20 protein-coding genes are annotated in these 24,756 nt (G+C 66.8%); 9 read left to right on the top strand and 11 right to left on the bottom strand.

What is annotated here, in order from left to right; all coding sequences use genetic code 11:
• Positions 1 to 3 precede the first annotated feature (3 nt).
• Positions 4 to 1,080: an alkene reductase gene (locus tag J2X92_RS03350; RefSeq protein ID WP_307573351.1), complete on the top strand. Its 1,077-nt coding sequence runs from the start codon at positions 4 to 6 to the stop codon at positions 1,078 to 1,080.
• A 25-nt stretch (positions 1,081 to 1,105) separates the two neighbouring features.
• Here J2X92_RS03350 and J2X92_RS03345 read toward each other — a convergent pair whose 3' ends face one another.
• From J2X92_RS03345 to J2X92_RS03310, 8 genes are all read right to left on the bottom strand, one after another.
• Complete coding sequence (locus J2X92_RS03345; protein WP_307573350.1) at positions 1,106 to 2,584, bottom strand: NAD-dependent succinate-semialdehyde dehydrogenase; 1,479 nt, start codon at positions 2,582 to 2,584, stop codon at positions 1,106 to 1,108.
• Between the two features lie 33 nt (positions 2,585 to 2,617).
• The gene (locus J2X92_RS03340; protein ID WP_307573348.1) at positions 2,618 to 3,706 is read right to left on the bottom strand and encodes a tartrate dehydrogenase; all 1,089 of its coding nucleotides are present in this window, start codon (positions 3,704 to 3,706) and stop codon (positions 2,618 to 2,620) included.
• On the bottom strand, positions 3,703 to 5,358 hold the full coding sequence (locus J2X92_RS03335; RefSeq protein WP_307573347.1) for an ABC transporter ATP-binding protein: 1,656 nt from the start codon (positions 5,356 to 5,358) through the stop codon (positions 3,703 to 3,705). Before J2X92_RS03335 ends, J2X92_RS03340 begins: the two co-directional genes overlap by 4 nt.
• Positions 5,358 to 6,263: an ABC transporter permease gene (locus tag J2X92_RS03330; RefSeq protein WP_307573345.1), complete on the bottom strand. Its 906-nt coding sequence runs from the start codon at positions 6,261 to 6,263 to the stop codon at positions 5,358 to 5,360. The genes J2X92_RS03335 and J2X92_RS03330 overlap by 1 nt, the downstream gene beginning before the upstream one ends.
• Positions 6,264 to 6,273: 10 nt before the next feature.
• Complete coding sequence (locus J2X92_RS03325; protein WP_307573344.1) at positions 6,274 to 7,230, bottom strand: ABC transporter permease; 957 nt, start codon at positions 7,228 to 7,230, stop codon at positions 6,274 to 6,276.
• Positions 7,231 to 7,270: 40 nt separating this feature from the next.
• Positions 7,271 to 8,893 (bottom strand): ABC transporter substrate-binding protein, encoded by a 1,623-nt coding sequence (locus J2X92_RS03320; protein ID WP_307573341.1) that lies wholly within the window; start codon positions 8,891 to 8,893, stop codon positions 7,271 to 7,273.
• 86 nt (positions 8,894 to 8,979) lie between these two features.
• Complete coding sequence (locus J2X92_RS03315; RefSeq protein ID WP_307573339.1) at positions 8,980 to 10,272, bottom strand: NAD(P)/FAD-dependent oxidoreductase; 1,293 nt, start codon at positions 10,270 to 10,272, stop codon at positions 8,980 to 8,982.
• Between the two features lie 31 nt (positions 10,273 to 10,303).
• Positions 10,304 to 10,969: a haloacid dehalogenase type II gene (locus J2X92_RS03310; protein ID WP_055795106.1), complete on the bottom strand. Its 666-nt coding sequence runs from the start codon at positions 10,967 to 10,969 to the stop codon at positions 10,304 to 10,306.
• Between the two features lie 501 nt (positions 10,970 to 11,470).
• Here J2X92_RS03310 and J2X92_RS03305 point away from each other — a divergent pair.
• From J2X92_RS03305 to J2X92_RS03270, 8 genes are all read left to right on the top strand, one after another.
• Positions 11,471 to 12,349, top strand: coding sequence for a GNAT family N-acetyltransferase (locus J2X92_RS03305; protein WP_307573336.1), 879 nt, complete (start codon positions 11,471 to 11,473; stop codon positions 12,347 to 12,349).
• A gap of 13 nt (positions 12,350 to 12,362) precedes the next feature.
• Positions 12,363 to 13,298 carry a 2-hydroxyacid dehydrogenase gene (locus J2X92_RS03300; protein ID WP_307573334.1) on the top strand — a complete coding sequence of 312 codons (936 nt, stop codon included), beginning with the start codon at positions 12,363 to 12,365 and terminating at the stop codon, positions 13,296 to 13,298.
• Positions 13,299 to 13,450: 152 nt separating this feature from the next.
• Complete coding sequence (locus tag J2X92_RS03295) at positions 13,451 to 14,854, top strand: aspartate aminotransferase family protein (protein WP_307573333.1); 1,404 nt, start codon at positions 13,451 to 13,453, stop codon at positions 14,852 to 14,854.
• 70 nt (positions 14,855 to 14,924) lie between these two features.
• Complete coding sequence (locus J2X92_RS03290) at positions 14,925 to 15,419, top strand: Lrp/AsnC family transcriptional regulator (RefSeq protein WP_093013170.1); 495 nt, start codon at positions 14,925 to 14,927, stop codon at positions 15,417 to 15,419.
• 39 nt (positions 15,420 to 15,458) lie between these two features.
• Positions 15,459 to 15,905: an SRPBCC family protein gene (locus J2X92_RS03285; protein WP_307573332.1), complete on the top strand. Its 447-nt coding sequence runs from the start codon at positions 15,459 to 15,461 to the stop codon at positions 15,903 to 15,905.
• Between the two features lie 179 nt (positions 15,906 to 16,084).
• Complete coding sequence (locus tag J2X92_RS03280) at positions 16,085 to 17,017, top strand: ABC transporter substrate-binding protein (protein ID WP_307573331.1); 933 nt, start codon at positions 16,085 to 16,087, stop codon at positions 17,015 to 17,017.
• Positions 17,018 to 17,097: 80 nt separating this feature from the next.
• Positions 17,098 to 18,744, top strand: a complete 1,647-nt coding sequence (locus J2X92_RS03275; protein ID WP_307573330.1) for an amino acid ABC transporter permease/ATP-binding protein — start codon at positions 17,098 to 17,100, stop codon at positions 18,742 to 18,744.
• 22 nt (positions 18,745 to 18,766) lie between these two features.
• Positions 18,767 to 20,008, top strand: a complete 1,242-nt coding sequence (locus J2X92_RS03270; RefSeq protein WP_307573329.1) for an acetamidase/formamidase family protein — start codon at positions 18,767 to 18,769, stop codon at positions 20,006 to 20,008.
• A gap of 159 nt (positions 20,009 to 20,167) precedes the next feature.
• Here J2X92_RS03270 and J2X92_RS03265 read toward each other — a convergent pair whose 3' ends face one another.
• From J2X92_RS03265 to J2X92_RS03255, 3 genes are all read right to left on the bottom strand, one after another.
• Entirely contained in the window at positions 20,168 to 20,683 is a 516-nt protein-coding gene (locus tag J2X92_RS03265) for a nuclear transport factor 2 family protein (RefSeq protein ID WP_307573328.1), read from the bottom strand.
• Between the two features lie 261 nt (positions 20,684 to 20,944).
• Positions 20,945 to 22,054, bottom strand: a complete 1,110-nt coding sequence (locus J2X92_RS03260; RefSeq protein ID WP_307573327.1) for an ABC transporter substrate-binding protein — start codon at positions 22,052 to 22,054, stop codon at positions 20,945 to 20,947.
• Positions 22,055 to 22,345: 291 nt separating this feature from the next.
• Positions 22,346 to 24,748, bottom strand: a complete 2,403-nt coding sequence (locus J2X92_RS03255; RefSeq protein ID WP_373424785.1) for an acetamidase/formamidase family protein — start codon at positions 24,746 to 24,748, stop codon at positions 22,346 to 22,348.
• Positions 24,749 to 24,756 lie beyond the last annotated feature (8 nt).

Genomic DNA, 24,756 nt, shown 5'->3' with positions numbered 1-24,756 from the left:
CCCATGCTTTTCGACGCCTTCTCCCTGCGCGCCATTCCGCTCAAGAACCGTGCCGTGATGTCGCCGCTCACCCGCAGCCGCGCGGTCGACAACAACACGCCCAACAGCCTGATGGCGACGTACTACGCCCAGCGCGCCAGCGCCGGTCTCATCATCACGGAAGGCACGTCGCCGTCGCCCAACGGACTCGGCTACGCCCGAATCCCCGGGCTGTTCAACGACGCGCAGGTGCAAGGCTGGAAGCTGGTGACCGAGGCAGTGCATGCCAAGGGCGGCAAGATCGTGGTGCAGCTCATGCACACCGGACGCGTGAGCCACCAGGCCAACCTGCCCGCCGGCGGCGAGGTGCTCAGCGCTTCAGCGGAAACATGCCCCGGCCAGATGTGGACGGACACCCAAGGCAGCCAGCCGCACACGCCGCCGCGCGCCATGACCGAGGCCGACATCCAGACCGCGGTCGGCGAGTATGCGACCGCCGCGCGCCTGGCCATCGAAGCCGGCTTCGACGGCATCGAGCTGCACGCCGCCAACGGCTACCTGCTCGAGCAATTCCTGAACGCCAACATCAACCGCCGCACCGATGGCTACGGCGGCACGGCAGAAGGGCGCAACCGGCTGGTGCTCGAGGTCGCCCGTGCGGCCGCGAAGGAGATCGGCGCCGAGCGCGTGGGTATCCGCCTGTCGCCGCACGGCGTGTTCAACGGCGCCGGCGCCTTCGAGGGCGTGGACGAACAGTACCTCGCGCTGGTGGAGGAGCTTTCCGCGCTCGGCCTCATGTACGTTCACGTGCTGGACCATTCGGCAATTGGCGCCCCACCGGTCCCGGCGAAGCTGAAGGTCGACCTGAAGGCGGCGTTCGACGGCCCCTTCATCCTCGCCGGCGGTCTCGACAAGGCCAGCGCACAACTGGCGCTGCGCGAAGGCCGCGCGGACCTGGCGGCCATGGGCAGGGCTTTCCTCGCCAACCCCGACCTGGTCGACCGCATGCGCCAGGACGCGCCGTTGAACGCGCCTGCTCCGGACACGTTCTACACGCCCGGCGCCAAGGGCTACATCGACTATCCGGCGCTTGCCGCATAAGCGCCGAAGCGCGTCCCGACGAGGCTCAGAGGCCGCCCTGGCAGAGGTACTTGGTGTGCATGTAGTCGTCGAGACCATGCACCGAGCCCTCGCGGCCGTAGCCTGATTCCTTCACGCCGCCGAAGGGCGCGGCCTCGGCGGCCAGGGCGCCTTCGTTGATGCCGACGATGCCCGATTCGAGTGCGTCCGCCACGCGCCAGATGCGGCGCACGTCGGTCGAATAGAAGTAGGCGGCCAGGCCGAAGGGCGTGTCGTTGGCGGCAGCGATCACCTCGGCCTCGGTGTCGAAGCGCGTGACCGGCACCACGGGCCCGAAGGTCTCCTCGCAGCTGCACTCCATGGTCGGGTCGGCATTTACCAGCACGGTGGGTGCGTAGTAGTTGGGTCCGTCGCAGCGCGCGGAGCGCAGCCGCTCGCCGCCGACCACGACGCGCGCACCACGTGCCACGGCGTCGCGCACGTGGCGTTCGATCTTCTCGACTGCGCGCGCGTTGATCATCGGACCAATCTGCGAATCGGGTTCGGTGGCAGGGCCGACCTTGAGCGCGCCCACCCGCGCCGCGAGCTTGTCGACGAAGGCGTCGTGCACCTTGGCCTGCACGAACACGCGGTTGGGGCACACGCAAGTCTGGCCGCCGTTGCGGAACTTGGCGGCCATGAGGCCTTCGACAGCGGCATCGACGTCCGCGTCCTCGAACACGATGAATGGCGCATTGCCGCCCAACTCGAGCGACAGCTTCTTGAGCGTGTCGGCCGAGGCGCGAGCCAGGTGCTTGCCCACTGGCGTGGAGCCGGTGAAGCTGATCTTGCGCACCCGCGCATCGGCCAGCCACACGTCGACCACCTCGGGCGTGCGTTCGCGTGACGCTGTCACGATGTTGAGCACGCCCGGCGGCACGCCGGCTTCCTCGGCCAGCTTCACGAGCGCGAGCGAGGTCAGCGGCGTGTCCTCGGCCGGTTTGCACACCACGGTGCAGCCTGCGGCCAGCGCGGGCGCGATCTTGCGGGCAATCATGGCGGCCGGGAAGTTCCACGGCGTGATCGCGGCGACCACGCCGACCGGTTCCTTCACCGCGAGCATGCGGCGGCCCGTCACGGGTGCGGGAATCACGTCGCCATTGGCGCGCGTGGCTTCCTCGCCAAACCATTCGACGTAGCTGGCCGCATAGGCCACTTCGCCGCGGCCCTCGGCCAGCGGCTTGCCCTGTTCGCGCGAAATGAGGCGGCCCAGGTCTTCCTGGTGCGCGAGCATGAGGTCGTTCCAGCGCTTGATGATCTGGGCGCGCTGCTTGGCCGGCACGGCCCGCCAGGTCGGGAAGGCGGCATGGGCAGCATCGACGGCGGCGCGCGCGTCGGCGGCCGTGCCGTCGGGCACGGTTGCGAAGACGCCATCGGTAGCGGGGTCGGTCACGTCGAGGCGGCGGCCATCGCTGGCATCGCGCCATTCGCCGCCGATGAGCTGGCGGCCTGGCAGCAGGTCCTGGCGTTCAAGTGTCAGAGTCATGTTTGCAAATGAAGTCGTGAATGGTTTGAAGGTTCAGGCGGCGGCGACGCGTTCGGCAATTGCCATGCCCAGTTCGGTGGTCGAGGCCGTGCCGCCCAGGTCGCGCGTGCGCGGACCGTCGCGCAGCACCGCCTCGATCGCGCCGAGGATGGCGTCGTGCGCGGCGCGGCCCGCGCCCTGTCCCTGCGTGAGGAAGTCCAGCATCAGCGCGCCCGACCAGATCATCGCGATCGGGTTGGCGATGTTCTGGCCGTAGATGTCAGGCGCCGAGCCGTGCACCGGCTCGAAGAGCGACGGAAACTTGCGGTCCGGATTCAGGTTGGCCGACGGCGCCAGGCCGATGGTGCCGGTGGTGGCCGGTCCCAGGTCGGAGAGGATGTCGCCGAACAGGTTGCTCGCCACCACCACGTCGAAGCGCGTGGGCTGCAGCACGAAGCGCGCCGAGAGGATGTCGATGTGCTGCTTGTCGACCTTGACTTCGGGGTAGTCGCGGCCGATGGCATCGGCGCGGCCATCCCACCACGGCATGCTGATGGCAATGCCGTTGCTCTTGGTGGCCACCGTGAGGTGCTTGCGCGCGCGGCTGTTCGCCAGCTCGTAGGCGTAGCGCAGCACGCGGTCGGTGCCGTGGCGCGAGAAGACCGATTCCTGGATCACAATCTCGCGCTCGGTGCCTTCGTACATCACGCCGCCGAGCGAGGTGTATTCGCCCTCGGTGTTCTCGCGCACCACCAGGTAGTCGATGTCGCCCGGCTTGCGATTTGCGAGCGGGCAGGGCACGCCTTCGAACAGGCGCACCGGACGCAGGTTGATGTACTGGTCGAACTCGCGGCGGAACTTGAGCAGCGATCCCCAGAGCGAGACATGGTCGGGTACCGTCTCGGGCCAGCCGACCGCGCCGAAGTACAGCGCGTCAACGCCGCGCAGCTGCTCCTTCCAGTCGTCCGGCATCATCCGGCCGTGCTCGGCGTAGTAGTCGCAGCTGGCCCAGTCGATGGTGCGGCAGTCGAGCTCGAAGCCGAAGCGCTCGGCCGCGGCCAGCACCACGCGCAGTCCCTCGGGCATCACTTCCTTGCCAATGCCGTCGCCGGCAATCAGCGCAATCCGGAATGTCGGGATCATGCGTGTATCTCCCTGGTGGGGTGGGCCGCTGCCGCTGTCGCAGCCGCGTGGTCCATGTCGTCGAGCCAGCCACGGCGCAGCTCGGGCACCGAACGCGCGAGCAGCTGGTAGTAGGGGTGGTGCGGCCCACGGTCGTAGTCAGCGCGCGCCACCTGCGAGAGCTTGCGGCCGTGCTGCATCACCACGATCTCGTCGCACACCGAGCGCACGGTGTGCAGGTCATGGCTGATGAAGAGGTAGGACACGCCCAGTTCGCGCCGCAGCTCGGCCATGAGGTCGAGCACCGCCGCGGCCACGACCGTGTCGAGTGCCGAGGTCACCTCGTCGCACAGGATCAGGTCGGGCTCGGCCGCCAGCGCACGCGCCAGGTTCACGCGCTGCTTCTGTCCGCCCGAGAGCCCGCCCGGCAGCCGGTCGGCCACCGTGCGCGGCAGCTTCACTAGGTCGAGCAGCTCATAGATGCGCTGCTTGAGGGGCTCGCCGCGCAAGCCCTTGTAGAACTGCAGCGGCCGCGCCAGGATGCGCCAGATCGTCTGTGATGGGTTCAAGGCCGTATCGGCCATCTGGAACACGATCTGTATGCGGCGCAGCTCTTCGGGGCTGCGCTGCTGCAGCGTGGGCTTGAGTTCGTGGCCGTCGAACGTGACGCTGCCATGGCAGGGCTTCAGCAGCCCCGCGACGGCGCGCGCCAGCGTGGTCTTGCCGGACCCCGATTCGCCGATCACGCCGATGGCCTGGCCGCGGTAGAGCTTCAGGTTGATATCTTCGAGGATCAGCTTGGCCGGCTGGCCCTTGGCATCCACCGGGCCGTAGCCGCATGAAAGCTCTTTCACCTGGAGCAGCAGCGCCGAATCGCCCGAGGCCTGTCCCGAGGCGCGCACCGCGGGCCGCGCCGCTGCCAGCAGGCACTTGGTGTAGTCGTCCACCGGGGCAGAGAGGATCTGCTCGGTCGCGTTGAGTTCGCTCATCTTGCCGTTGCGCAGCACCAGGATGTGGTCGGCCATCTGCGCCACCACGGCCAGGTCGTGGCTCACGTACACGGCCGTGGCGCGGCGCTCGCGCACCACACGGCGGAAGGCGCGCAGCACTTCGATCTGCGTGGTTACGTCGAGCGCGGTGGTCGGCTCGTCGAGGATCACGAGGTCGGGGTCGCCGATCAGCGCCATCGCTGCCATGAGCCGCTGCAGCTGCCCGCCGGAGACCTGGTGCGGATAGCGCGAGCCGATGTTGTCGGGGTCGGGCAGCGCCAGTTCCCGGAACAGCTGCACTGCCTTGGCCTCGGCTTCGGCCCGCTTGCACAAGCCGTGGATGACCGTGGGCTCGACCACCTGGTCCATGATCGTGCGCGAGGGATTGAAGGAGGCGGCCGCGCTCTGCGCAATGTAGGAGACCGTTCGGCCGCGCAGGCTGCGCTGCCGCGCCGCATTGAGCGCCAGCACGTCGGTGTCGCCGATCTGCACCCGGCCGGCCGAGATGCGGCAGCCGCTGCGCGCATAGCCCATCAGCGCCAGCGCCGTGGTGGTCTTGCCGGAACCGGATTCGCCGATCAGCGCCAGCACTTCGCCGGGCTGGACGGAAAAGCTCAGGTTGTCGACCAGCGTGCTGTTGCCAGCCACGATGCTCAAACCCTGGACAGTGAGTGGTGCGCCCATCAACGTACTCCTCGTTCGCGCGCGGCTCGGCCGGGCAGGTTGTCGATAACGAGATTGACCGCGATGGTCAGGCTCGCGATGGCCAGCGCCGGCACGATCACCGAGGCGCCGCCCATGGCCAGCGCACCGATGTTCTCGCGCACCAGCGAGCCCCAGTCGGCTGCGGGCGGCTGGATGCCCAGGCCCAGGAAGCTCAGGCTTGCCAGCAGCAGCACCACGTAGACGAAGCGCAGCCCCAGGTCGGCCAGCATCGGGCCCAGGATGTTGGGCAGGATCTCGCGCAGCATGATGTAGAGCGTGCCCTCGCCGCGCGTGCGCGCCACGGTCACGTAGTCGAGTGCATTGATGTTGACGGCCAGCGAGCGTGCCATGCGGTAGGCGCCCGGCACGTAGATGATGCCCGCCGTGACCACCAGCATCGGCACGGAGGAGCCGAAGCCCGCCACCATGATGAGCGCGAACATCTTGCTCGGGATTGCCGTGAGCGTGTCGAGGCCGCGGCTCAGCACCGCGTCGATCCAGCGGCCGCTGGCGGCGGCCAGCAGCGCCAGCGTGATGCCGGTTCCGCTTGCCAGCAGCGTGGCAAACAACGCAACGCCGATCGTGTAGCGCGCTCCCTCGACGACGAGCGCCAGCATGTCGCGGCCGAGGTAGTCGGTGCCCAGCCAGTGCTTCGCGCTGATCGGCGCAAAGACGTTCGAGGTGCCCATGCCCGCTGCGCTGTGCGAGAGCAGCCAGGGGCCGAGCAGCGCCGCGAGCAGCCAGAACAGCAGCACCACGAGGCCGAGCAGGCCGGTGGGGCCGAAGCCCGCAAGCCAGCGCAGCGGGCCGCCCCGGCGCTTTGTCGGCACTGGCGCCAGCAAGGCCGCGGCGCTCACGACCGTTGGAGAGGTGGACGTTTCCATGGTTCTTCCTTCAGCGGTGCCGCAGCCGCGGGTTGGCGAGAATGCCGCAGATGTCGGCAGTCGTCACCAGGATCAGGTAGGCGCAGCAAAAGATCATGGCGCAGGTCTGCACCAGCGGCATGTCGCGCTGCGAGACGCCGTCGACCATCAGCTTGGCGATGCCCGGATAGTTGAAGATGGTCTCGACGATGATCACGCCGCCGAGAAGGTACGACAGGCTCAGCGCCACGGCATTGGCAATCGGCCCCACCGCATTGGGCAGCGCATGCGCGAGCACCATGCGCATCGGCGAGGCGCCCTTGAGCCGAACCATCTCGATGTAGGGGGCTTCAAGCTGATCGATCACCGCGGCGCGCGTCATGCGCATCATCTGCGCGATGATCACGCAGCACAGCACCAGCACCGGCATCGCGAAGGCACGCAGCAGCTGGCCCAGCGATTCGATGTCGTTGACGAAGGAGAGCGCTGGAAGCCATCGCAGTTGGACCGCGAACACCAGCACCGCCAGCGTCGCGACCAGGAACTCCGGCACCGACACCACGCCCACGGCCGTTGTTGACGCGGCGCGGTCGAACCATGAGCCACGCCAGACCGCCGAGGCGATGCCGAGCGTCAGCGCAATCGGCACCGAGAACAGGGCCGTGACGGCAGCCAGCAGCAGCGAGTTGGGCAGGCGGCTGGCGACCAACTCGGCCACCGGCATCTGCGTGGTCGCGGAGCGGCCGGGATCGCCTTTCAGCATGCCGACCAGCCACTTCGCGTAGCGTTCAGGCGCCGGCACGTCCAGGCCCATCTGCGCACGCAGCGCGGCCACCGCCTCGGGCGTGGCGTCCTGGCCGAGCTGCTCCTGCGCGGCATCTCCAGGCAGCACCGCGGTGATCGAGAACACGATCACCGACACCGCCAGGAGCGACAGGAGCGCCAGCGCGATGCGCTGGACAAGAAGCTTCAGGATGACATGGTTCATTTCGGTGCTCCCAGGTGTGGGATGGGCGGCCGCGGGCGCGTTATGCCTCCAGCCATACGTTCTCGGCGAAGTTGTAGCCCATGAGGCCGCCCAGCGGAATGGGCGACAGGCCCTTGAGCTTGGAAGAGTGGCCGTCCAGGCTCGAGAGGAACAGCGGGATGCCGATGCCGGCGTCCTGGTGGATCATGGTCTGCATGTCGGCATACATCTGCTTGCGCTTGGCCAGGTCGGTCTCGGCGCGCGAGGCCAGCAGCAGCTGGTCGAACTTGTCGCTCTTCCAGCGCGACTCGTTCCACGCGGCGCCTGACTGGAAGAACTGCGTCAGCAGCACGTCGGCGCTCGGGCGCGGGTTCACGTTGCCAAAGCCGACGTGGCTGTTGAGCCAGTGGTTCGACCAGTAGCCGTCGGCCGGCATGCGCTTGATGTCGATCTCGAGTCCCGCGCGCTGCGCCGTCTGCTGCAGCAGCAGGGCCATCTCCACCGAATACAGCGCGGCAGGCGATGCCACCATCGGAACCTTGCCCGTGATACCGGACTTCTGCAGGTGGAACTTCGCCTTGTCCAGATCGAAGGGGCGCTGCGGCAGGCCGGCGAAGTGGAAGCGGTTGGTCGGGTCGATCGGCTGGTCGTTGCCGACCACCGCGTAATCCAGCGCAATGGTCTTCTTCATCTGCTCGCGGTCGAACAGGTGCTTCATGCCGAGCACGAAGTCGGGGTTGGCGCCGGGCCCCACGTCCTTGCGCATGATGAGGTCGGAATATTGGCCCGACTGGGTGACCAGGATGCCGAAGCCGGGCGTTCCCTTCACGCGCTCCACCGAACGCGGGTTGACCGAGCCGACCAGGTCCACGCCGCCGGACAGCAGCGCGTTGACGCGTGCGCTCTCGTCGCCGATGCCCACGAACTCGATCTCGTCGAGGTAGGGCTTGCCGGGCTTCCAGTAGGCATCGTTGCGCACCATGAGCGAACGCACACCGGGCTTGAATTCCTTGACCTTGTAGGGGCCGGTGCCGATGCCGGCGTTGAAGTCGGTGGTGCCTTCCTTGACGATATGGAAGTGGAAGGTGCCCAGGATCACCGGCAGGTCGGCGTTCGGCGAGGTGAGCACGAAGGTCACTTCATTGGCGCCGGTGGCCTTGGCGCTCTCGATCTGTTCGGCGAGCACCTTGGCCTTGGAGCCGGTGGCCGGGTCCTTGTGGCGCATGACCGAGAACACCACGTCGGCCGGCGTGAGCGCCTTGCCGTCGTGGAAGGTCACGCCCCTGCGCAGCGTGAAGACCCAGGTCTTGGCATCCTTCGTGGTGAACGACTCGGCCAATGCGGGCTGCGGCGTGAGGCTGGCATCCAGCGACGTCAGGCTGTTGTAGACCATGTTGCAGCGCGAGTAGTCGGTCTGGTTCGACTGCTTGGCCGGATCGAGCGTGTCTGTGGCGGCCGCGGTGGCGCCTGCCACCCGCAGGCGCCCGCCCTTCCTTGGGGTCTGCGCATGGGCGGACACCGCCATGCCCGCAAGTCCGCCAGCCATGGTGGCTTGCATGCCGCCGGCCATCAGCATGGCGAGGATGTCGCGCCGCGAGGCGCCGCGTTTCAGCGATTCCATTACGCGAAGGCTTTCGCTGGGACCGACGAGGTTTTCGAACCTCTTGTTGCTGGTGTCGCTCATGGTGGGGTACTCCTGTGGGGCCGGTGACTGAGGGTTGAAGAACAAACAAACACGGAACGAAAAAAAGCGGTGGGCTCGCGCGGCGCTCAGGCCAACTTGTCCTTGAGCGAGTAATAAAGCCCGACCGCCGGCAGGAACCAGGGCGGGCCGAAGTGGCCGGGAATGGAGGGCCAGTCGCGGCCCTGCCAGGGGTTGGCGCGGGTGTCGCCGTTCATCACGGCGGCCATGCGCTCGCCCATGTGAACCGACATCTGCGTGCCGTGGCCGCTGTAGCCCATGGCGTAGTAGAGGCCGTTGCGCTCGCCGGCGTGGGGCAGGCGGTCTTGCGTCATGTCGACCAGTCCGCCCCAGCAATAGTCCAGCCGCACGGCGCCAAGCTGCGGAAAGGTCTCCGCCAGTCCCGCGCGCAGGATCTCGCCGCTTGCCGCATCCGCCTGGGGGCTGGACACGGAAAAGCGCGCGCGTCCGCCGAACACCAGCCGGTGGTCGGGCGTGAGCCGGAAGTAGTGATGGATGTTCGCCACCGTCGTGTAGGTGCGCCGCGCCGCGAGCAGCGCCTGCGCGCGCTCCGCGCCGAGCGGCTCGGTCACGACGATGAAGCTGCCGATGGGCACGATGCGCCGGCGCAGCCAGCCGAAGCTGCCGTAGCCGCCGTGCCGCGTGGCACCGGTGGCCAACAGCACCTGCTGCGCGGTGACGGTGCCGCCCGCGGTGTGCAGCCGATGCGCATGGCTTTGGCCCACGCGCTCGATGCGGTTGACCATGGTGCCCGTGTGGATCTGCGCGCCGTTGCGCTGCGCGGCTTCGGCCAGGCCCTGGGCGAAGCGGCCCATGTGCATTTGGCCGCTGCGCTTGTAGAGCAGGCCGCCGTGAAAGCGCTCGCTCTGCACCTCGCTGCGCACACGTGCCGCGTCGAGGATCTCGACGTCGGTGTCCACGCCGTCGGCCAATAGGCGCTGCGCGCTGCGTTCGAGGGCGCCCATCTGGTTGGCGCGCGTAGCGAGCTTGAGCTTGCCGTGACGCATGAAGTCGCAGTCGATGGCTTCGTCGCGCACCAGTCGCGCCACGGTGTCCACCGCATCGTCGTAGGCGCGGTACCAGGCGCGGGCTTTCTCGATGCCCACCTTGGCCGCCACGTCGGCATAGTCCACCGCAAGCCCGTTGTTCACGTGGCCCCCGTTGCGTCCCGACGCCTCGGCCGCCACGCGCGTGCCGGCTTCCAGCACCGCGACGTTGGCGCCGCGCTTGGCCAGCGCCAGCGCCGCCGACAGGCCCGTGAAGCCGCCGCCAACGATCGCGACGTCGACCTGCGCCGGCAGTGCATGCACAGCAGGCGTGAAGGCCGGCGCGGAATCGGTCCAGTAGGAGTCGAGCTTCATGGCGTAGGGCGGTTGGACGCGTAGAAAGAGATCAGAGGCCGACGACACCAGGCAGGCCGCCAATGTCCTTGATTTCGGTGTAGCGGTAGGCCGGGTTGCCCGGGCCGTGGCCGCGGTTGACGAACACCTTGTTGACAATGCCGATGTCGTCCGCCGACATCAGGTCGTAGCGCAGGCTCGACGACACGTGCAGCACGTCTTCCGGGTTGCAGCCCAGCGAGTCGAGCATGTACTCGAAGGCCTGCAGGCGCGGCTTGTAGGCTTGTGCCTGCTGCGCGGTGTAGACGCGGTGGAACGGTGCGCCGAGCATGGCCACGTTCTTCTGGATCTGGTCGTCCGAGGCGTTCGACAAAATCACCAGCGGGATTTCCTTGGCCACCTTGGCCAGGCCTGCCGCCACGTCGTCGTGCGGGCTCCAGGTGGGCACTGCGTCGTAGATCTTCTGCGCGTCCAGGTCGAAGTACTGGATCTTCCATTTTTTGCAGAGGCGCCGCACTGCGTTCTTCAGCACCACCTCGTAGGGCTTCCAGTCGCCCAGAACCTCGTCGAAGCGATAGGCGGTGAAGTCGGCATGGAACTCGGCCATGCGCTCGGCCGGAACGCGGTCGGCGAAAAGGTCGGCGGCCATCTCCTTCATGCGGAACCGGGTGAGGGTGCCGTAGCAGTCGAAGGTGACGTATTTGGGACGGAAGGTCATGGTCTCAGTTCCTGTTCAAAGGGTGGTAAATGCGACAAACTCATTACGAAGCGATTGCAGCACGCCCCCGCTCGAGGTATGTAGGGAAAAACGGTTCTTGTCGAACCGAAGCTGCGGTTTGCAGGGCCGGCGACGGCATGCCGTGCGGTGTGCCCTGCGCGCGTGCGGCCATGCACCTCGCTGCGTCGCGGCAGGCTCGAGGAGCACGCTTTTGAAGCGCGGATTGGCTTCGAACGCACGCCACCCCCGGCTCCTGCCGAAAGGTGTTGAACGGTTCGAAGACATGCATGGCGGAAGGTCATTGAAAGTGGCCGTCGATCCTAGGCAGGATGGCTCAGCATTTGTGTGCGTATGCGGGCGCGCCGCCGCAGCGAATTGCGAAACCGGACCGCCCGGCAACCGAAGCTTGCAAGTTGCGAAACAGACCGAATTCGCTATGGTGCGGCGCCGCAATGTCGTCCAAGATGGATGCGCCATTCCCTCGCAATAAAGAGTTTTCCCATGCCTGAACCTATTTCGAACGCGCCCGCCCCGGATGGCGTGGTGCTCAGACCGATGACGGCCGCCGACCTTGCGCATGCGCATGCGCTGTCCGCCGAGCTGCGATGGCCGCATCGCCAAGCAGACTGGGAGCAGGTGTTCTCGCACGCGGAAGGCATTGCGGCCGAACGCGACGGCGAGCTCATCGCGACCGGCCTGCGCTGGCTCTGGGGCAAGAGCCACGCCACCATCGGCCTGGTGATCGTCTCGCCCGCTTGCCAGGGCCGCCGCATTGGGCACCGCCTCATGAACGCGTTGCTCGACGGGCTGGACAAGCGCACAGTGCTGCTGCATGCGACCGCGGAAGGGCGGGGCCTCTATGAGCGGCTGGGCTTCGTGCGTACCGGCGAGATGCGGCAGCACCAGGGCATTGCGCTGCCGGCACCGCTGATTGCGCTGCAGCCCGGTTGGCGCTTGCGGCCCGCCGGCCTCAACGAGTTGCCGGCGCTGCAGGCGCTCGATGCGGCGGCGCGGGGCATGCCGCGCGACGCGCTCATCGCCGAGCTGCTGCAAAGCGCCGATGCCTGCGTGGTGCTCGACCACGACAACGCGCCCAAGGGCTTCGCGATGCTGCGGCGTTTCGGCCGCGGCCATGTCATTGGGCCCGTTGTCGCGCCCGACGCCGAGGGCGCGAAGGCGCTGATCGCGCATCTTGCGGGCCTGAATGCAGGCAACTTCACGCGCATCGACATCGACTTCGACAGCGGTCTGGCCGAATGGCTCGAGAGCATTGGCCTCTTGCGCGTGGATGCGCCAACGACGATGGTGCGCGGTGAGCCGCTGGCGGCGCCGGCAGAAGGGCCGTCGCTGTTCGCCATCGTGACGCAGGCCGTGGGCTGAAGGCGGAGCGATGATGAAGACCACCACCTTTCTCTACAAGTCCGATCCCGTTCGCGGCCGCCAATGGGCCGAGGTGTTCAGCCGTCAGCGGCCTGACATCGACTTTCGCATCTGGCCCGACGTCGGCGATGCGGCACAGGTGCGCTTTCTCGCGGCCTGGGAGCCGCCCGCGGACTTGGCCGAGCGGTTTCCGAATCTCGAGGTGCTGTTCTCCTCCGGCGCGGGGGTCGACCAGTTCGACTTCGCGGCGCTCCCCCATGCATTGCCCGTGGTCCGCATGGTCGAGCCGGGCATCGTGCGCGGCATGGTCGAGTACGTGACCCATGCGGTGCTCGGCCTGCATCGCGACATGCCGCAGTACCGGCGCCAGCAGCAGGAAGGGCTGTGGAAGCCGCTCCCCGTGCGGCCCGCCGGGGAGCGGCGCGTGGGCGTGCTGGGGCTCGGCTCTCTCGGTCAGGCCGTGCTGGCACAACTGGTCTCATTGGGCTTCGACTGTGCGGGCTGGAGCCGTTCGCGGCACGAGGTCGAGGGCGTGCAATGCCATGCAGGCGTTGACGAGTTGCAAGCCTTTCTTGCGCGCACCGACATCCTCGTGTGCCTGCTGCCGCTCACCGACTCGACGCGCGGCTTTCTCGATGCGAAGCTGTTCGCCATGCTGCCCAAGGGTGCAGGGCTGGTGCACGTGGGCCGCGGGCCGCATCTTGTCGAGCGCGACTTTCTCGATGCATTGGCCAGCGGGCAGATTGGCGATGCCGTGCTCGACGTGACCGATCCCGAACCGCTGCCGCCCACGCATGCTTTCTGGCGCCATCCGCGCATCGAGATCACGCCGCACATCGCGAGCATGACGCAGCCACTGAGCGCCGCCGAAGCCTTGCTCGAGAACTTGCGCCGCTTCGAAGCCGGCGAGCCGATGATCGGCCGCGTGGACCGCGCCAAGGGCTACTGAAAAGGCTCACCGCATGATCTGCTGTGGCGCGGCGCATTTCCGCAGCGTGCTTTGCGCGGCACCCCCAAAGCAGCACCACGCCATGCGGCGCGCCGCCTAAGCTGGAGGCATCGAAGGCTTCCTCCGCTCTCGCTTCAAACCCCCACACCGCCATGACGCATCCCACCGCATTGCCGCACCACGCCGCGCTCGACGCGATCGACCGCGCCCACCTGATTCATCCCGTCTCGCCCTGGCGCACCCACGAGCAGCGCGGCCCCACCGTGCTGGCCTCGGCACGCGGTTCATGGCTGACCGACGCAAGCGGCCATGAGCTGCTCGACGCCTTCGCGGGCCTCTGGTGCGTGAACGTGGGCTACGGCCAGGAGAGCGTGGTGCAAGCCGCGGCCGAGCAGATGCGCCTCCTGCCGTACGCCACCGGTTACTTTCATTTCAGCAGCGAGCCGGCCATCCGCCTGGCGGAAAAGCTGGTGCAGATCACGCCCGCGTCGCTGACCCGTGTGTACATGACACTCGGCGGCTCAGAGGCGATCGATGCCGCTGTGCGCTTCATCGTGCAGTACTACAACGCGATCGGCAAGCCGTCGAAGAAGCAGTTCATTGCGCTGGAGCGCGGCTACCACGGCTCATCGTCGACCGGCGCTGGTCTCACGGCGCTGCCCGTGTTCCATCGCGGTTTCGACCTGCCGCTGCCCACGCAGCATTACATTCCGTCGCCCAACCCGTACCGCCACGCGGACGGCGCCGATCCGCAGGCGCTGATTGCCGCATCGGTGGCCTCGCTGCGCGCCAAGGTGGCCGAGCTTGGCGCCGACAACGTGGCCGCCTTCTTCTGCGAGCCGATCCAGGGCTCGGGAGGCGTCATCGTGCCGCCCAAGGGCTGGCTCAAGGCCATGCGCGATGCCGCGCGCGAGCTCGACATCCTCTTTGTCGTCGACGAGGTCATCACCGGCTTCGGCCGCACCGGCCCCATGTTCGCCTGCGAAGCCGAAGGCGTTGAGCCCGACCTGATGACCATGGCCAAGGGCCTGACCTCGGGCTACGTGCCCATGGGCGCGACGATGATCTCGGAAAAGGTCTACGCCGGCATTGCCGACGGCGCACCCGCGGGCGCTCCCGTGGGCCACGGCGCCACCTACTCGGCCCACCCGGTGAGCGCCGCGGTGGCACTCGAGGTGCTGCGCCTGTACGAAGAGGGCGGCGTGCTCGCCAACGGCCAGCGCGTCGCGGCCCATTTCGGCGCCGGGCTCGATGCGCTGCGCGCGCATCCGCTGGTGGGCGATTCGCGCCACCGCGGACTGCTGGGCGCACTGGAACTGGTGAGCGACAAGCAGAGCAAGCGTGGCTTCGATCCGGCGCTTGGGCTTTCGGAACGCATCTTTGCCGCAGGCTACCGCAACGGGCTGGTGTTCCGCGCCTTCGGCGACAACATCCTGGGCTTTGCGCCGGCGCTCACCTTCACGGAAGACGAGTTCGCGCAGATGTTCGTGCGACTGAAGAAAACGCTCGACGAAGTGCTGGACGCCGCCGACGTGCGGGCGGCGCTGGCAGCCTGAGCGGGAAAGCCCTGTTCCGGAGTTCCGCCGGCAAAGCAGAATCGGACCTTCTCCGTTATTCAAGACCGCCATGTCCGAAGCCTTCAAGATCGACCGACTCGACCTGCGCATCCTCGCCCAGCTGCAGCAGAACGGGCGCATGACGAACGTCGACCTCGCGGACGCGGTCGGCCTCTCGCCCAGCCCCTGCCTCATCCGCGTCAAGCGGCTCGAACAGGCCGGCTACATTGCCGGCTATGGCGCGCACCTGCGGCTCGAGAAGCTCGGCGACACGCTCACCGTGTTCACCGAGGTCACGCTGCAGGACCACCACCGCGAAGACTTCGTGCGTTTCGAGACCGCGATCCGGGACGTGGACGAAGTGCTCGAATGCCACCTGGTGAGCGGCGGGTACGACTACCTGCTGCGCTTTTTGACACGGGGCGTGAACCACTACCAGGAAGTGATCGAGGGACTGCTCGAAAGCAACATCGGCATCGCGAAGTACTTCAGCTACATCGTCATCAAGTCACCGTTCATCAAGACGCATTGCCCGATCGAGCGGCTGTTTCCCCACCCGCGTTGATCAGCGCTTTTGATCCTCCGCACTTCAGGAGAGACTGCCATGGCCACCAACACCGTCCGTCTGCACCGCGTGCTGCGCGCCCCACCGGAGCGGGTCTACCGCGCCTTCGTCGAACCCGGCGCCTTCGAGCGCTGGCTGCCGCCCTTCGGATTCATCGGCAAGGTGCACAGCATGGAGCCGGTGATCGGAGGTGCCTGGCGCATGTCCTTCACCGCCTTTGGCAGTGGCCATAGCCACTCTTTCGGCGGCAAGTACCTGGAACTCGTCCCGGGCCAGCGCATTGCGTACGACGCAAGCTTCGACGATCCCAATCTGCCAGGCACCATGAAGACGAACGTGACGCTCACCGCGGTGTCCTGCGGCACTGAAATGTCGGTGGTGCAGGAGGGCATTCCCGACGTGATTCCTGCGGAGATGTGCTACCTGGGCTGGCAGGAGTCGCTCGTGGCGCTGGCGCAGCTGGTCGAGCCGGATATTCCAGGCTGAGTTAGCCGCAGAGGTGGCTCCCTGCCGCTGGACGACCGGCGGCCATCTCCTGGTGGCCGCACAAGCAGTCGTGCGCCCACGCACAAGTGGGGCGGCGGCGCAGCTCCTACGCTCACATGGTGCGGTGCAGCAGGCTGGCGTGGTGCCAGTCGGCTCGCGCTGTTTCCACAGGAGCCTCGATGCAAAACCTTCCTTTCCCGGCCGGACGCTGCGTCCGGCTTCGCGCCTTCGTATGGGCCCGCATGCGCGGCGCGGCCATTGCGGCGATCGGCCTGTCGGCCCTCGCTTTGGCCGCCGCGCCGGCCCACGCCGAAGCGGTCAAGGCGCCCGTCGAGTGCGCCGCGTTGCAAGCCAAATACCCGCAGTTCAAGGGCAAGTCCCTGGTCAACGCAATCAACCCGCACACGCCGGGCTACGAAACGATCGATCCCAAAGATCCGAACAAGTACATCGGCTTCGACATCGACCTGGGCGAGACGATTGGTGGCTGCCTGGGCTTCACGCTGACCTACAAGCCCGTGACGTTTGCGGCGCTCTTGACCACGCTGCAGGCCGGCCAGGCCGACATCGTCATCTCCGACATCTACGCCACGGAAGAGCGCGCCAAGGCGGCCGACTTCATCACCTACTCCAAGGTGTTCGACGGCGTCCTGGTGGCCAAGGGCAACCCGAAGAAGATCACCGGCCTCAACACGTCGCTGTGCGGCACCGTCGCGGCCGAGAACACCGGCTATGTCGAAGTACCGCTGATCCAGGCGCTCGCGCCGCAGTGCAAGGCCATGGGAAAGGCCGAGCCCGAGATCCAGCTCTATGACAACAACCAGAACTGCATCCAGGCCATCCTTGCCGGCCGCGCCCACACCTACATCAACGACGTCAATACGGTCGACAGTGCCGTCAAGGCCTACCCTGACAAGCTGGAGAAAGCCACCGCGGTCACGATTCCCTATTCGGTCGGCATTGCCGTGCCCAAGGGCAAGACCGACTTCCGCGATGCGGTGATGGCCGCGATGGTGGTCTTGCAAAAGGCCGGCATCCATACCGAACTGCTCAAGAAGAACGGACTGCCGGTCGAGAACCTCGAGGCGCCGCGCCTGCTCGTGGCGAAGTGACATGAGGCCCCCACGCTCACTCGGTTCGCTGCCACCCATGGGGGCGGTCGGTACCTTCGGAACGGCCGGGCGGTACTGACATGGAGCTGTTCCTCCATTACCTCTCCATGCCCTACCTGATCCAGGGCATCCTCTTCACGCTTGCGGCCACCGGCATCGGATTGGCGGGCGGGGTGGTGGTGGGGTTGCTGCTGGCGGCAATGCAGCTGAGCCGCTTCAACCCGCTGGCCACGTTCGCCCGCGGCTATGCGGTGATCTTCCGCGGCACGCCCCTGGCGCTGCAGATGATCTTTGTCTACAACGCGCTGCCGCATGTCGGCATCGTGCTGCCCGGACTGCTGGCCGCCGGCGTGGCGCTGGCATTCAACGAGGCGACGTTCATTGCCGAGATGTTCCGCTCGGGCGTGGTCGGCGTCGAGCGCGGCCAGGTGGTGGCCGGCCAGGCATTGGGCATGACTCCGCGCGTGCTGATGCGCCGCATCATCGCGCCGCAGGCCTTGCGCTCGATTATTCCCGCAATGGGCAACGAAGCGGTGAGCACGCTCAAGAATTCCTCGCTCGCCTCGGTGATCGCGGTGCAGGAGCTCACGCTGCGCAGCTCGCAGCTGGCCTCGTCGACCTTCGATTTCTTCTCGGTCTTCTTTGCCTCCGGCCTGATTTACCTGGTGCTGACCGGCGCAATCAGCCTGCTGCAGCTGGCGCTCGAAGCGCGCTTCGACCTGGACCGCCCGCAGGCGGTGCGCGGACTGGCGCGGTGGCTGCCGTGGCATCGTACCGCGTTGCCTGCCGCAAGCCCTTCACCTTCGGAAAAAGCCGCAGCGGCCAAGGTGCCACCGACGGATTGCGAAGATGCGGCATCGGCCGTGCTGCCAGTCCCCATGACGCCCGCCATCGAACGTGCGGCACGCGCTGCGCGGCTGGCCGACGCGCCGGTGGCCTTGCGCATCAGCGGCGTGTCCAAGGCCTATGGGCCGCAGGCCGTGCTCAGGGATCTGAGCCTCACGGTGCATGCCGGCGAAGTGGTCGCGCTGCTGGGCCCGAGCGGCTCGGGCAAGAGCACGCTCCTGCGCTGCATCAACCACCTCGAAAGCTGGGACGCTGGGCAGGTCCATGTCGGCGGTCAGCGCCTGGGCTACCGCCCCGACGGCCAGCTCATGACCCCGAGTGACTTGGCCCGCGAGCGCGCGCGCCTGGGTGTGGGCATGCTGTTCCAGCAGTTCAACCTGTTCGCCCACCTGACGGCGCGCGAGAACGTGGCCGGCCCGCTGCGCTGGGTGCACGGCTGGACGGCCGAGGACGCCGACCGCCGAGCCCGTGAACTGCTGGCGCGGGTGGGCCTGGCTCACCGCGTCGAAGCGCTGCCGCGCCACCTGTCCGGCGGCCAGCAGCAGCGCGTGGCCATCGCCCGCGCGCTGGCGCCGGGGCCGAGCGTGCTGCTGCTGGACGAGCCCACTTCGGCGCTCGATCCCGCACTCGTCAATGAGGTGCTGGAGGTGATCCGCCGCCTCGCCGTCGAGGAAGGGTTGACGATGGTCATCTCTACCCACCAGCTGCGGTTTGCCGCCGAGGTGGCCGACCGCGTGGTGTTTCTTTCCGGCGGCCGCATCGTCGAGAGCGGCCCCGCGCTCGAGGTGCTGCAGCGCCCGCGGCAGCGCGAAACCGCCCGATTCCTCAGCGTGATGGCGGCCGACGTGCTGCCGGCCGCTTCGATGCCCATGCCCGCCTGAGTCCCGTTCCCTGAAGGACCTCATGAAACATCACATCCTGCCCGTCTCTCCACAAACCATCCACTGGGGCTATTTCAGCAAGGCGGTCGCACCGTCGCTCGTCGTGAAGTCCGGCGACCGCGTGACCATTGAAACCCTGACCCACCATGCCAACGACGACCACGAGCGCATGATCGCCGGCGACCCCGGCGCCGAGTCGGTGTTCGCGTGGACGCGCGAGCACAAGGCCGTGCCGCGCCGCGGCGCCGGTCCCATGGAGGGGCCTTTCAAGCTCGGCGAGGGCGAGGGCGTCGGCGTGCACCTGCTGACGGGTCCGGTCGTCATCGAAGGCGCGGAGCCAGGCGACGTGCTGGAGGTGCGCATCCTCGACGTGCGCCCCCGGCCCAGCTGCAACCATTGCTATGCGGGCCGCTGCTTCGGCTCGAACGTAGCCGCGTCCTGGGGCTTCCATTTTCGCGACCTGATCGAGGAGCCCAAGCCGCGCGAAGTGGTGACGATCTTCGAACTCGACACCTCGGGCGAGCCCTTCGCACGTGCCGTCTACAACTACGTGTGGACGCCGCAGACCGACCCCGACGGCGTGGTACACACCATGATCGACTATCCCGGCGTGCGCGTCGACCATACGCTGGTGCACAAGCGCGAAGACATTCTGCGCAACGTCAAGGTGCCGGCCCGGCTGCACTTCGGCACTATGGGCCTGGCGCCGTCCGAATCCGACTTCGTGAGCTCCATTCCACCGAGCTACACCGGCGGCAACATCGACGACTGGCGTGTCGGCAAGGGCGCACGCGTGTACTACCCCGTCGCCGTGCCCGGCGCGTTTTTCTCGGTCGGCGACCCGCATGCCGCGCAGGGCGACAGCGAGCTTGGCGGCACCGCCATCGAGACCTCGCTGACGGGCGACTTCGAATTCATCCTGCACAAGCAGTCCGAACTGGGCGGCACCTTGCTCGAGGGCTTGGACCACCCGCTGCTGGAGACCGAGGAGCTATGGTCGGTCTACGGCTTCACCTACCCCAACTACCTGGCCGCCCTCGGGCCGGACGCGCAGACAGTGATTGCGGGCAAGTCGTCGCTTGACCCGGCCATGCGCGACGCTTTCCGCAAGCTGCGCCGATTCCTGATGACGGTGCACCGCCTCAGCGAAGACGAGGCGATCGCGCTGCTGTCGGTGGCGGCCGACTTCGGCGTGACGCAGGTGGTGGATGCCAACTGGGGCATCCATGGTTCGATCCGCAAGAACGTTTTTACGAACCGCTGACTGTGGGGCTTGGTGTCGTGTCTCACTGGGAATGGAATTTTTTCACCGAGCTTGGAACTGCAGCTGCTGCTGGCGCCGCCACCAGGCCGTCGTCGACAGGGAGCGCCCCTGGACCTCGGTCGACCGCCTGCCCACGTTGGAGATGAATCGGAATGCTCGCTACTGCATTCCGTCTTTCTTCATCTCATCCAGCGCCCAGCCCTTGTGCGAAGTGAAAAAGAATAGTCGCCACTTGCCGCCTTCGAGGCGCCAGCGGCTGAAGCTTGGATCACTCACGTCCTCACGCTTGTACTTGCCGTCGGTCTTGGGCGGTATCAAGCCGACCTGACGCAACACGACGCTAGCAGTCCCATCGGGCATCATGCGGACGGCTTTCACCTCCCACCGGAGGTCGGTGTTCTTCACGTCGTACTCGAAGGCGGTTTTCACTGCCGCCTTGCCCTTCATGCGGCCGTAGTGGTCGAGCGATTGGGTGAACCAGACGTCCTCGGTCATCGAGGCCAGGCAGGCGTTCACGTCGTGCCGGTTCCAGGCTTTCTCGAACTGAAAGATGGTGTCACGCAGGGTGGCTTCGGTGCCGCTGCCCTGGGCTTTCTTCGGTTGCGCGCTGGCGTAGCGCCCGAACGGCGTCATTACGGCGGCCAACCCGATCAGGAGAGCTTGTCGCTTGTTCATGGTCCGGCACCTCCTGACCGGAGCTTGGTCGCCGACTCGAGCGTTGTCAATACAGGTCGCCCGTCAGCGAACGCGCGTCAGGTTTGGTGGCGCTTTGGTCCACCCCAAGAGTCCACGACTTTAGAGCGCCTTGGAAGTTGTTGGGATCAGAGCTCTTCGCGAGAACCCGGCCTCGCGCCAGGCGACTTCCGCCGTCGGTTCGATGTCCCGTTGTAGCCGCGATACCCGTCGACGCGGATCGGATGTTGCATTCGGCATCGCCTACCGGCACTCGTCCCAGTACCAATCAGGATTCCCCTTCAGCGGCGTGGCGATCCGCTTGAGCGACGCGCGGCCTTGTGCGTCCTTCGCAACAACGAAGACGTGCCCGTCCTGAACCGGGAAACCATTGCGCAGAAACCTGAAGCCACTGCGCACCGAAGGAAAGTTGGCCGCGTCGAGTGCGTTGCGCAAGGCGTCGCGATCGGTGACGGCGCCTTTGGTCTCTTTCAGCGCGCTATCGATCAAGAGCGCCGCATCGAAACCTTGCGCAGCGTATTGCGATGGGATGCGCCCGTGCTTCTTTTCGAAGGCGGCAACAAAAGCCTTGCTCGTCGGGCTCGGCAAGTCGGGACCCCAGACCGCGCCGGCCAGCACATTGAGCGCGGCATCCTTGAGCAGCGGCAGTGTCGTGCCATCGACCGTGCCGACCGTCAGCAGGGGCACCTTGTTCAAGAGGCCCGAGCGGTTCATCTGCTGGATGAAGTTGACGCCCATGTCGCCAGGCAAAAAGGCAACCACCGCATCGGGCGCGACGCGCTTGATTTGCGCCAGCGCTGCCGCGTAGTCGGTCTGATGGGGCTGGACGTAGACCTCGCTGACCACCTCGCCCGAGTAGTAACGCTTGAAGCCCCGCAGCTGGTCCTTGCCCGACGGGCTGTCCGGCGCCAGAAACAGCGTCTTCCAGTAGCGCTGATCGACTGCGTACCGTCCCACGATCCCGGCCTGGTACTCGTCCTGATACGAGGTGAAGAAGAATTTGCTGTTGCACCGCTTGCCGGCAATCGGCGCCGGGCCGGCATTCGAGCCGATGAACAACATCCCCGCTCTGGCCATCGGCTTGGCCATTGCCATCATCACGTCGGAGAAGGTCACGCCGGTGATGAAGCTGACCTTGTCTTTCTCAATCAGATTCTGCGCCAGCTGCGCCCCGAGGTCGGGGTTGTGCTGATCGTCTTCCTTGATGACCGCCACGGGCACGCCGCCAAGCATTCCTTGCCGTTGCTCGACCGCCAGCATGAAGCCGTCGTACTGTTCCTGCCCCAGCGTTGCCGCCGGTCCGGACAGCGTGCCGACAAAGCCGATTTTTACCTGTGCGGATGCGGCCAGCACAGCGGTGCCCAAGGCGCAGGTCACGAGGACAGAGCGAATGCGATGAATCAAGGGGTTCCTTGTGAATGAGTCGAAACGCTGAATGACCGCCTCTGGGCCGAGTGCGGTTCTCGGCTTCCGCCATCTCACTGGCAGAGCGGGCTTGTGCGACGGCGTCGAGGGTCGCAATTTAGCCGCTAAATTTCAAACCTAAGGAGACAAACCCCGAAGAATTTCAACTTGAGTGAAACGACGGTTCCAAGCGCAGTGATTGATCAGGGCGTAGATGGCCGACTCCAAGGTGACGCAGGCTCATTCCTTCTGGTAGTCAACACCCGGCGAACGTTGCCGGCCGGCAAACAGCGACTTGCGGATGACCGCGTGCACGCCCCAGTTGCCGTCGACGACTTGCGTCACGCCAAAGTCGATGGCGACTGACATCAGGGAAATCGCCTCGTCCTCGGTCAGTCCCATCGCGGTCATCAGGAAGCGCCGCGTCTTGCGGAAGGCGTCGCGCATGGCCGGGTCGAGCGAAGACTTTTCGTAGATTGCGCTGCGTGCCTTGTCGCCGAATTCTTTTAAATAGTCCGCGTGGCTGAAGCCGTGGATCACCCACTCGTCGGCGGTTTCGACCAAGGGGTAGTCGATGTCGGCATAAGGTTCGCCCTGCAGTTGATCCGCCTTGTGCAGGACGATCTGGAAAACGCCCGTCAGCGAGCATTCGATGGCCGTGCCGCACAGTTCGCTGTCGCCCTGCGAGGCGTGCGGATCGCCCACCGACAACAGCCCGCCATCGACTCCGACACGCAGGTAGAGGGTGGCGCCCTTGGCAATGCGCCAGTTGTCCAGGTTGCCGCCAAAGCATGAGGGCGGCACTGAATCGACGAGGCCCGTCTCGGCGGGCGCCACCGCGATCACGCCGAAGTGCGGTCGAACCGGGATGGTCACGCCCTGGAGCACGCCATGGTTTTCGACGATCGAAGCGCGGTCGACCGGAATGCCGGGATAGTCGATGGTCGGATGCAGCACGCCATTCGGATCGAGCTGCGGCGTCCAGCGAAAGTTGTAGACGGCATGGGCGCAGGCATCGCCCTGGCTGCAGTCAACTTCGTAGATCGTCACCACCTCGCGCTGCCTGGGCTCCTCGATCAGGTCGTCGTAGTGAAAGCCCCACCACGCGGCGGCGTTGCTGCCGAAGGCGCGGCCTTCGTATTTGGCATCGGCCGCCAGGCGCGGTGCGAGGTCGAGGATGCGCACCTCCAGCACGTCGCCGGGCTGCGCTTCCTTCACGTAGATGGGCCCGGTGCAGATGTGCACCCCAAAGCCTTCGCCGCTGCCGCGGCCATAGATCGACGCATCGGTGGGACCCGCGCCGCGGCGGTCCACGGCCTTGTGCTCGCGCGTCCACTGGAAGACGCTCTCGGCGCCGGAGTCGCCCTTGATCATGCGCTCGTGGTCGTCGTAGGCGTGCTGCGTCAGCGTCTCGATCGTCACGATGTCACCCGAGGCAATGGTCAGCACCGGCGGGATCGAGCGGCCGAAGTAGCCCCAGTGGATGGTCTGCGCGGTGGCCGGCAGGTGGTGATGGTGGCCGGCGAGGGCGCTGCTGCCGTGCTGCGCGGCCGGTGCCGCTTGTACGGCGGCCGCGGCGCCGTCATAGGCCACGGTCCGAGCGTCGATGCGGGCGGTGGAAGCCACCGGGTCCTTGGCCGGCGTCTCGAAGTAGCCCGACGGCCAGCCGCGCCGAATGCGCTTGCGCAGCGACTGCTGGCTGGCCTCATTGGCCTGCTGTCGGTATTGCCGCGGCGACATGCTGTAGCGGTCGCGAAAGCAATGGCTGAAATGCGCCGGGTCGTTGAAGCCCCAGCGAAAGCAGATGTCCGAGATGGACAGGTGCCCGTACTGGCGGTTGGCGAGGTCGGCGCGGCAGCGTTCGAGGCGGCACTGGCGCACGTAGGCGGTGAAGGTCTGGCCGAGGCTCTCGAAGAGCTTCTGCACCAGCCGCTCCGACAAGCGCTCATGCGCCGCCACGGCGGCCAGGGAGAGCGATGCATCGCTCAGGTTGGCATCGACATATTGGCACAGCCGATGCACGGTGGCAGCCCGCGTGCTGCTGATGGCGGGCGAGGCCGGGTCCTGGTGAGCGGCCAGGCTTGTTGCAATGAACTCCGACAGGGCGGACTCGACCGGTGCGACGTCGTCGTCGCTCAGGGTGTCGAAGGCGTCGGCCAGGGCGGTCAGCGTGCCCGCGAACATGCGGCCGAGGCCCGCACGGCCCGACAGGTGGCCGAGTGCGAATCCTTGCCCGCCGGGCAGCCGCGCCTTCAGGCTGGCGCGCGGCATGGACACCATGAACTGCCGGAAGTTGGAGCGGAAATCCAGGCCCGCGCGCGCCTGGGCCGGTCCGAAGACGATGTCGCCGGGCGCCAGTTCAATGGTCCGCTGTCCATCGTGAAGCGCAGCATCACCGCTCAGGTGCAGCGCGAGCCACACGGCATCGGCCGGGTCGCCCAGCCGCTGGAGCGTCTGCGGCGACGAGGTGATGCGCGCCATGCCGACCCCGCGCGCGGTGCGTCCCGCGGTCAGCGTGCCATAAAGGGGTGCGGCCGCGGGCGCCATCTCGGGCCTGAGACGGTGCAGCTGCAGGGCATTGCGCCAGGCGTGAGGCCGCTGGTGCACCGGATAGGAGTCGGTCGAGAACTGGTCGAACTGCACGGTGGCGC

It is taken from the genome of Variovorax paradoxus (genome assembly GCF_030811855.1).
GTDB classification, from domain to species: Bacteria; Pseudomonadota; Gammaproteobacteria; order Burkholderiales; family Burkholderiaceae_C; genus Variovorax; species Variovorax paradoxus_L.
This window is presented reverse-complemented; position numbering and strand designations above follow the sequence as displayed.